This window comes from Actinomycetes bacterium, assembly GCA_036000965.1.
Taxonomy (GTDB): Bacteria; Actinomycetota; CALGFH01; order CALGFH01; family CALGFH01; genus DASYUT01.
In genome coordinates, this window is sequence record DASYUT010000193.1 from 1 (window position 1) to 2,987 (window position 2,987).

Below are 2,987 nucleotides of genomic sequence, written 5' to 3' on the forward strand. Positions count from 1 at the left end.
TTGGCCCTGCCCGCCACGACGGCGCCTGGATGTTGGCCTGACAGGCGGTGTCACCGTCCGGGCGGCCTCCTCATGATCTCGGGCCGCCTCCCAGCCGCCGAGCGCCTTTCCTGACCGGCCACGTGAGAAGCTCACGCACAACTACCCGCCTGACAGGATCAGCCACCTTCAGCGGCCTCCTAGAGGCGTCGTCAGTGTCAAGAGCGGAGACGATCGATGATCCAGGCGAGTCTTTGAAGGAGCGTTATCACGGCCAGAAACCCTCCTTTAGCCAGGCTGATAACCCCGGGAGAGCGCCTCCCGACTTGCTGACTCTATCTGGATCACCAGGGCGTGTCTCCGGATACTCCTGTACCATTCCGTAAGGGTTATTTACGAAGTCTAAGGAGCAGCTTCAAGAAGTCTTCAGGGCTTGCAGGACATGTGGGCTTCGGATGCGAACCGAAAGTCATACTCATCGATGATCGCAGGCCGCATTGCCCAAAGGAGGTCGCAGGTGCGGCTATAATACTGGTACTAGGGGAGATCGCGATCGATGCGCCGCTCCTCGATCACGGTGTCTCCGCGCGCCACGGTCCTGCGACGGCTCCACGGCGAGAAGCTGCTCCAGAATAGTAGCGAGAGAAGCAATCCAAGCGCACCGGCGAGCATGAGGATGATCCCGACCGTGTTGATGTTGAACCCCGAGGCGCTGACCTTCACGGCAAAGGTCAGAATCGCGCCGACCACCAGAAGGAAGATGCTGACTCCGATACTCATCGCTTTGGCCTCCTCGATGATGTCTCGACCGCCATCGTGCTGACGGCCATGCTGGTGGGCCGCACCTGTTGACCGTGTACGGCGTGTGGAGGTTACGCGCTTCGACCTCTGCGTCCTCCTTGTTGGTGTCGACCGCAGAACCGGAGGAGTAACTGCGAGCTTGGGAAGCACTGTCGGGCTTCCCGCCATCCGGGCATGGCGCAAGCTCAAGCGCCGGGTCACCGACGTGGACGAGTTCATCGACACCCTGGACCGGATCGCCAGGGGCGGCTCGGTCGTTGACCCGGCGCTGGTGCAGGAGCTCGTGTCCGCCCGGTGCCGGGACAACCCGCTCACGGCTTGGCGGCCGACCCGGGTCCGTTGGCGCTCGGGGGAGGCTCCGCTGCCGTGTCGGTCCGGTGGCGTCGCCACCGTGGTCGCCGGTCGGCCGCGGCGGCTGCCGCCTCGTGCTGGTCGATCTGTTGGACCAGTAGGACCTTGACCGCGGCCGCGATCGGGATTGCCATCAGCGCCCCCACCACGCCCAGGATGGCCGCGCCCAGCAGCGTGGCCAGCAGCACCGCCGCCGAGGAGATCTCCACCGAGTGGCTGAGGATCCGCGGGCCGATCAGGTAGTTCTCGATCTGCTGGTAGGCGAGCAGGACCAGGATGAGCACGACGGTGGTCGGCCACAGCGGGACGGTCAACAGCACCACCAGAACCGCGATCACCGAGCCAACCGGGTGGCCGAGCAGCGGGATGACGTCCAGCAGCCCGATAAGGATGGCCAGCGGCAGCGCGTAGGGAACCCTCAGCACGGCGAGGGTAATCCCGGCCACCACCCCGCCCATCAGGCCGATGGCCAGCCGGCCGATCATGTAGGTCCCGACCTTGTCGACCATGATGTCGACCATCGCGCCATACCGCGCCCGCCGATCCACCGTGAACAGGCGGACCACGCCTCGGCGTAGCCGGGGCAGGTCGAGCAGGAAGTAGACGGTGAACACCAGCACGGTCAGCACCGCGATCAGGCCGCCGACGATCCGGCTCGTCAGCCCCAGCGCCCCGCTAGCCAGCCGCCCAGGCAACTGGCCGACCACGCCTTCCAGGCGCTGGCTGAGGTGGTAGCGACTGTTGAGGTCCTGGTACCGACGTGAACGGTCGGCCAGCTGGGCCAAGTAGCTGGGCAGGGTGTGGACCAGGGTGGTGAACTGGCTGACCAGGTGCGGGATCACCGAGACCAGAAACGCGGCCAGGATGGCCACCAACACCACCAGGATCAGGGCGACGGCCAGCCCGCGGGGGCAACCCCGGGCAGTGAGCCAGCGTACGGCCGGGTCGAGGCTCACGGCCAGGAACATAGCCACCAGGACCAGGATCAGCAGGTTGCGTACAGACAGCAGGGCCTGGGCGGCGCCATAGGCCAGCAGCAGCCCCACGCCGACGAAAAAGCCCCAGCGGACCAGGGCGGCCGGGCGGATGCGGCCACCGGCCAGATCGGCTGGCGGCGACGCCGGCATCTTGGCGTCCAGGTCGCGGACCTCGGCCTCGGCGGACTCGTCGGATCGCTGCTCCACCTCGCACTCCTTGGTCCCTTCCCCTGGCCCGGGCGTTGGCGGCGTTGCCCGGCGCCTTGCATCCTGCCCGACGCAAAGCCGCCCAACCGCACTCCCAGCAGGACGATGAAGCGCACCAACGAGAGGCACAGCATCACTCGGGGCCGGGTCCGGGAGTCGACTACAACAATCCACCGCGACCTGATGAGGTCAGGGCAGCTGGTCGGCGCGGCGATGGCGCCGTGCCACCACCCGCAGCTGCAGCACCCGCGCCGCGCCCGCCACCAGCACCAGCAGCGCGCCGAGCAACGCAGCGAACAGCAGCGACGCGCCGAGCGGCAGCGTGCCGTTGGCCACCAGGAACCGCACGCGCACACGCTGACCGTTCTGCAGGATGAACACCAGGATGGCGACGAGGAGGGCCACGCCGACGCCGACCATCGTCTACACCATGCTGGTCCGGGTCGGCTCGACGGTGTGCGGTGGCAGAGTCGGCTCGGCAGGCAATGGCGCCGCCACCTCCGGCTCGGGTGGTACCGGGCCGTCCGGCGAAGGCTGCTCTGGCCTGGCTTGGGGTCGCTCCGCGCTCATGGCGGTTCCCCTCGCCCCCGTTTCGGACACTCGGTATCAAATCCCCGCGGCAGATTGTCGCAGGGTGCCGCTGGCAGCTCCACGATGGCCGGGCCGGGCCGA

3 protein-coding genes and 1 pseudogene are annotated in these 2,987 nt (G+C 67.4%); 1 reads left to right on the top strand and 3 read right to left on the bottom strand.

The features are described 5' to 3' along the window. Positions 1–516 precede the first annotated feature (516 nt). The gene (locus tag VG276_17950; protein ID HEV8651216.1) at positions 517–759 is read right to left on the bottom strand and encodes a DUF6458 family protein; all 243 of its coding nucleotides are present in this window, start codon (positions 757–759) and stop codon (positions 517–519) included. Between the two features lie 205 nt (positions 760–964). On the opposite strand from VG276_17950, the pseudogene VG276_17955 reads away from it, so the two are divergent. Next, positions 965–1,093, top strand: a pseudogene (locus VG276_17955) (DNA-binding response regulator). Here VG276_17955 and VG276_17960 read toward each other — a convergent pair. Together VG276_17960 and VG276_17965 are read right to left on the bottom strand one after the other, a co-directional pair. Beyond that, on the bottom strand, positions 1,092–2,258 hold the full coding sequence (locus VG276_17960) for an AI-2E family transporter (protein ID HEV8651217.1): 1,167 nt from the start codon (positions 2,256–2,258) through the stop codon (positions 1,092–1,094). The pseudogene VG276_17955 and the gene VG276_17960 sit on opposite strands and share 2 nt — an antisense overlap. 246 nt (positions 2,259–2,504) lie before the next feature. Continuing rightward, complete coding sequence (locus VG276_17965; GenBank protein HEV8651218.1) at positions 2,505–2,735, bottom strand: lipopolysaccharide assembly protein LapA domain-containing protein; 231 nt, start codon at positions 2,733–2,735, stop codon at positions 2,505–2,507. Between the last annotated feature and the right edge of the window lie 252 nt (positions 2,736–2,987).

Bases quoted from the DNA above. Each gene is read 5' to 3' on its own strand.
- VG276_17950 (HEV8651216.1), bottom strand. From the start codon at position 759: ATGAGTATCGGAGTCAGCATCTTCCTTCTGGTGGTCGGCGCGATTCTG.
- VG276_17960 (HEV8651217.1), bottom strand. From the start codon at position 2,258: ATGCCGGCGTCGCCGCCAGCCGATCTGGCCGGTGGCCGCATCCGCCCG.
- VG276_17965 (HEV8651218.1), bottom strand. From the start codon at position 2,735: ATGGTCGGCGTCGGCGTGGCCCTCCTCGTCGCCATCCTGGTGTTCATC.